Annotated in this window: 4 protein-coding genes and 2 pseudogenes; 3 read left to right on the top strand and 3 right to left on the bottom strand. The window is 41.9% G+C overall.

From position 1 onward, the window contains the following. From ADK28_RS06035 to ADK28_RS06045, 3 genes are all read right to left on the bottom strand, one after another. A partial coding sequence (locus ADK28_RS06035) for a nucleotidyltransferase family protein (protein ID WP_048795163.1) occupies positions 1 to 839 on the bottom strand: 839 nt, incomplete at its 3' end. Continuing rightward, positions 839 to 1,618, bottom strand: a complete 780-nt coding sequence (locus ADK28_RS06040) for a phytanoyl-CoA dioxygenase family protein (RefSeq protein ID WP_075202041.1) — start codon at positions 1,616 to 1,618, stop codon at positions 839 to 841. The genes ADK28_RS06040 and ADK28_RS06035, both read right to left, overlap by 1 nt. Then, the gene (locus ADK28_RS06045; RefSeq protein WP_048795165.1) at positions 1,581 to 2,303 is read right to left on the bottom strand and encodes a hypothetical protein; all 723 of its coding nucleotides are present in this window, start codon (positions 2,301 to 2,303) and stop codon (positions 1,581 to 1,583) included. The genes ADK28_RS06040 and ADK28_RS06045 overlap by 38 nt, the downstream gene beginning before the upstream one ends. Positions 2,304 to 3,010: 707 nt before the next feature. Between ADK28_RS06045 and ADK28_RS06050 the strand changes: the two are divergent. The 3 genes and pseudogenes from ADK28_RS06050 to ADK28_RS32890 form a co-directional block, all read left to right on the top strand. Next, positions 3,011 to 3,187 (top strand): annotated as a pseudogene (locus ADK28_RS06050) (transposase); the annotation flags it as partial. A gap of 98 nt (positions 3,188 to 3,285) precedes the next feature. Then, on the top strand, positions 3,286 to 3,651 hold the full coding sequence (locus tag ADK28_RS32395; RefSeq protein ID WP_075202042.1) for a helix-turn-helix domain-containing protein: 366 nt from the start codon (positions 3,286 to 3,288) through the stop codon (positions 3,649 to 3,651). A 329-nt stretch (positions 3,652 to 3,980) separates the two neighbouring features. Then, a pseudogene (locus ADK28_RS32890) lies at positions 3,981 to 4,588 on the top strand (transposase); the annotation flags it as partial. Positions 4,589 to 5,875: the final 1,287 nt, after the last annotated feature.

Consider the following 5,875-nt stretch of genomic DNA (forward strand, 5'->3'; position numbering starts at 1 on the left):
AATTCAACCTCGGGGAAAAGACTGTTATAGTAACTGTAGTTAATATGATTGCGAATTAATCCGAGATCCAATAGTCCAGAGGCTCTGAATGTCTTAGATTTTTTGGATGAACCACTGAACATTTCCCGGTACAGATGAAAGGCACATTCCAGGTAGTGTCCTCCTGCTGTCATGCTATTACCATTTTTATTCTGAATTTTTTCTGATTGTATAAATTTCGTTAATTTTTCTTTTTCCTCAAATTTATCCCATGCCAGAGTGAATGCCGCGTCTATACATATATCCGTTTTATCATCCAAAACTTTTGTATAGTGAGGTAAATGGTCTGGGCTCATTTTATAATAGAGTGCATCTTCTCTACTGTGTTTTTTTATAATGTCTTTTTCATTATCGTAAATTCCACTGATAAAGCCGATGGCAGTGAGCGTATTTTGAAAGACTGTTTTGTCTTTTTCTAAAATCAGTAAATCAATGTCGTTATAGGTTCGGTGTGTTTTTTCTTTATAGTAATTAGTGTATGACATACCTTTTCTCAATGTCCATGGAATTCCATTCTCTTTTAATTTTATGGCCACAACAGAATGGAAATATTTTTCGTTTTTTTGCTGTTTACCAGCCTGATATCGGTTGTAGCTGCATATCATTTCGATATTTCTGGAGTTTAACTCCTTTGTTCTTGAGAAATAGCGAATGTACCATTCCAAGACTGGCAGCAATTTGTTGATGTTAATATGTTGAAGATCTATATTTTCAACATTCTCAGGAATATAATCATGTGTATTTATATATGATTTTAATAATCTGCGTGAGAAATATAGACGCGCAATGCTTTGTTTCATTAATAATCATCCTGTTTATATAGTTCCCAACCTTTCTGTTCATTGCTGAATAGAGCAATGTCAATTTCATTATCTGTGAGGTTAAAATCTATTTTTTGTTTTCTTTTTATCCACTTTAATGAATACTCTATGAAAATAGCCATTCTCTTTTTTGAAAGGAAATTTGGTGTTCTTGTGTGTAAAATTCTTCGGTCAAATAAAGTGATGTCACCGGGTTTTGCAGTTATTACTTTTAAATTGAAATCTTCCTTCTGCTTATGATAATCACGATGACTTTGTTCAAGTAAAACTAAGTTACCACCATCTGCTTTTACTTCACTGAGCCATACAGCACATTTTATACTCAGTTTTTTATCATTCAAATTCGTATCGTAATGTTCGTTTAAAATCCCGCCATCTCTGTGCCATCCTAAAAATGTTTCGCTTGAAAAATTGTCAGATATATTAATTTTTTTATGTGATTCTTGAACGCTGCAGGTGCCTTCAATCATGGACACTCTGAATGAATTTCCCAAATAGTCACCTACGTTTTTTAGAATGGTGTCCTCTTTACATAACATTCTTATTTCATCTTCTTCCGGATTAAGAACCATTACTTTATGTACTTTGCCATGATAATAATCCTGACTGGCGAGCTTATTTAATCTAGCTTTTAGCCGGTTTACCACCGCAGCACTAATCACACCATTGATATGGCAGTATCCATTTTTTTCAATCTCTTCGACGATTTTTATCGATCTTTCATTCTGACTGCAAGACCGTAAATTTGATTGTGTCATTTATTATCCCTCTTCGATTTTGCTCTACATCCCATTCGTACAATGTGGTAAGTTTTGTTTTTTTTTCCAATTCCTGTCGAAAGTTTATGAAACTTATGCTGTGAAGATTGTAGAACGACTTTTCTATTATTATTCTATTCCGATATGTTGTTTTATTTAACTTGATTATGTGCTGGTTTTTTTTTATGATTTTATATTTTGTCTTTGTCTTGTTTTTTGCATCAGAAATATTTTGAGTTCTGGTGTTAGTAAAATATTTATCTTCAATGTGTTCACATGCAATTATTCCTGGTTTCTTTAGGCTGTTAATGCAAAATTTAGCTATGCTATCAATTTTTTCAGCAGGGAACATATGAATGGCACAGCGAGGAATAATTATGACATCATATTTTGTCTCGTTTTTTTTTGTTATATCTTTTAACTTAAAGGTTATGTTTTTTTTTCTAGCAGTACCTACCTTCATGTGTTTAATGATCGTTTTATCAATGTCTGAGTAGTGCAAGGTATGCGATGTTTTTTCTAGCTCGGACAGGAAAAGAGATGCTGAGCTGGGGATGACTAAAATCTTTAATTTCTTCTTTTTTTTCAGGAAATCAGTTAATTTATGATTTTTATACAGGCCATTACATTCGTAATAATTAAGTAGTGAATGCTGTTCTGTCAGCCATGGCAAGCGGTGATGCATCCCATTTCTCCTGTTACTTGAAAGTAAAGTTGGGATTTAAAAGGTGAAGAGAAAACCCCTTCACCTTAGATACTTATGCTTTGCTACCACCAGAAATGAGCATCATTTCTTCTTCACTCAGTTCGATCACGTTGTCAGTGTCTTGGGTGAAATCCAGTTCTTCGTTCAGTTTCATAATCTTTCCTTCTGTATTGGTTAATAGACCAGATATGAGCAGACATCTACTGCTTTGTGGGTAGAGATCCACTCATGATGATCTACTGAAAATGCTACCGCCCTGACGCGTAATGCCACCTGAAACTTAAGATAAATTATTGTTTCAGCAATGTTGCATTATGTGGTTTTTTTGTAAAATATTTTTATTAACTAGATGTATATATATGTAATAAAAAGTAAATAATGAATGAGGGCGGTAACTTTGTTGTTGATTGCTCTTTTTTAAATAAAATTATTGGTTTATTTATCTTGGTTTATGCATATTTTTAGAATATAACAATGTTTTTCATTTTTAATTAAGTCATTAATTTTATATTTATATGTTTTTAGCGATTTTTTTTGTCCTTTTTGGGAAATTGATTATTTCCTTTTTTAAACATTCCTATATCTCACCTGGCTGGTTATGTTATCTGAGTCCGACCCAAAATCTTGCCCTATTCAGAAACAGCATTCCGGCATGATAAACACTTCCCTGAACGGAGGTTGTGACGATGAAAAAGTCACGATTCACCAAAGAACAGATCGTCTTTGTCCTGAAACAGGCCGAGTTGGGTACGTCGGTGCCGGAAGTCTGCCAAAAGCTAGAAGAGGAAAATCTCTGGCTGAAGCAGCTGGTTGCTGACCTAAGCCTTGATAAGGCGATGCTGCAGGATGTGCTGGCAAAAAGAACCGACGCTGGCTGTTAGTACAGATGTAAAAATGACCCACATATCAATGTAATTCAGACCCACCTAGGGTAAAACTGGCAGTTTTAAGCGAGCTGCCGATGCTAACATTGGAGTCAATAGTGGAGATTGCTGTTCTTCTTCGGCAAGGCATGTCCATCCGCGCCATTGCCCGTCATTTACGTTGCTCTCGCCAGACTGTTCGGCGGTATATCAGTACTGCATCATCATCCCGTTATTCCAACCGAGCTCCTCGTCCCGGCAAGCTCGATCCGCTCAAGGCTTACATTCTTGAACGGGTTCAAGCAGCTCGTCCCCATTGGATCCCCGTCAGCGTGCTGTTGCAAGAGATTCGAGAGCGGGGTTACGCCGGTGGTTACAGTATGCTGACGGCATTCCTATTGCCGCTGAAGCAGCAACCGGCGGAACCCGTTGTGCGGTTTGAGACACCTGCGTATTCCGGATGAAAATGCCACGATCCTGCACTATGGCCAGAATTTCTGTTCATTTTGCCAGGACACGGCTGCATGGTGCGATGGCATCGAGTATGCACTGGCTTTTTTTGCGGCATACCACGGCACCTGCAGTTTGATAACGCCAAGGGCATCATTCTGGAACGGGATGTATACGGTGATGGGCGCCATCGCTGGAACCCATTATTGTTGGCATTAGCGGAGAAGTACGGCTTTTCACCCAGAGTCTGCCGACCCTACCGCGCCAAGACCAAGACCAAGACCAAGGTCAATGTCCGGTTCGGAGAGGAGAGGCTGGGAAATAGTGCGACTACGCCCTGCCTCTTACTCTACTGGCGTCGGCGACAGCCGGTATCTGGTTTTACCTGTACCTGATAGAAGACGTGTTCAGCCGTAAAATCGTTGGTTACGAGGTTCATGCCAATAAAAGTGGTGAGCAGGCTGCTGCACTGATGAACCGGACAGTGCTGAGCGAGGGTTGCTGGCAACAGCCGCTGGTGCTGCATGCCGATAACGGCGCCCCGATGAAATCGCAGGTGCTCCAGGTGAAGCTTGCGGAGCTGAAGATAACGTCGTCGCACAGCCGGCCGCGGGTGAGCAATGACAACGCACACGTTGAGTCACTGTTCCGGACGCTGAAATACGTGCCTCAGTGGCCGGAGAAAGGCTTCGCGACGCTGGAAGAGGCCCGGGTGCCTGGGTAGAGACATTTACCGGTTGGTACAACGAATCTCACCGACACAGTGGTATTCACTATGTGACACCGGGCCAGCGGCATCGGGGGGAAGACATTGCTTTACTGGAGAAACGCAAATCGGTGTATGAGGCTGCCAAGTCGCGGAACCCGCACCGTTGGTCAGGTCATACACGAAACTGGAGCCGGCAGAATGAAGTGTGGCTGAACCTGGAGCGGGAAACCTTGGCAGCATAAACTAACGGAGGCGACAACTACCTTGACACGCACCGACAACGCCACGGTGGAGTCCTTCAATGGCTGGTGCAACCGGAATGTTTAACGAGAGCTGGTTCATGTTTTTGGAGGGGGCACTGTGCAAAATCGAGGCCTGGCGCATATACACTATAATCATAACCCTCCTCATTATTCTGCACTGGGCTGGATTACACCATCTGAATTCGCCGAGAAATCTACCGGGTGCCCGAGTATGCAGCTAACCTGAAGCCGGTTATTCCTGATTATGACTGGATCATAGTCGGACAAAAAATCATTGAAGAAATAAATCTTAATACATGCATTCCGTCGTTGGCGGCTAATGAACCAGAGTTACATTTGGTTGCCATGGCATTCATACATCAATAGTAGTAGATATATCTGAGAATCAATGAATGAATTCTGCCTATGAGTAGCTCAAGTTAAATAGATTTTGGATATGTTTATGGGGCTAAATGGAATTGACCTTGAGCGAGATGATCGCTTAAGCTAACCGCGTTGTACTGTCGTCCCTGGACGACCACCAATGCTCAGTGGGTCTGCGATGAGCGCCTTCGGGTGACCCTGCTGTCGATAGACAGCCACCAATGATCTAGCCATCTGCGAGGATCGCCTTCGGGTGATGGCAAAAGAAAGCTTCCGTAGCCTGAGAGGGAGCACGCCAGGTATGGTGTGGTACATCTGCCCGCCTTTGGGAGCAGATATCGCTCATTCAACGTAGTATTCGGAGCGGTTAAGGCTGCTGAAAAGTCTCTCAATGCCTTGGTGCTAACTAGCCAGGCACACATCTACATTAGGCAGTCCTTGCCTGGATAAATCAGTCACAACTGACTGATATCGCTTACTTCTTTAAAGCCGTTAAAGGCTTTGATGACGTGTTGCTGACGATGCAAACTTTGAACGAACGTATAAAGCCAATGGGTACATTTGGCTGCTTACGTGAGTCTCATTGGGAGCAGAGGAGCGCGCGTCACTTGTGAAGTGGCGAAGACACTACCAAGTGACGCGCGTAGCGCATAACGTCTCAACCCACGCACGACGTGGCTTTCAACGTTTTACTACCATCTGACCAACATGTAGTCCGTGCCAGTACGGTTTTAAATACTCATTCACTTCAACGTAATTACAGCGGGAAATCCGTTTTGAACGTTTCACTATCAAAAAGGAGGAAATCGACTCGGTATCGATGGCGACACTACGAACAGTAGTGTTGGAGGCAGCTTGACGAAAGTCAGCTCTGCATAAGCAGCAAACAGATCAGAGATCTGG

This window comes from Serratia sp. 506_PEND, from assembly GCF_001076875.1.
GTDB classification, from domain to species: domain Bacteria; phylum Pseudomonadota; class Gammaproteobacteria; order Enterobacterales; family Enterobacteriaceae; genus Serratia; species Serratia marcescens.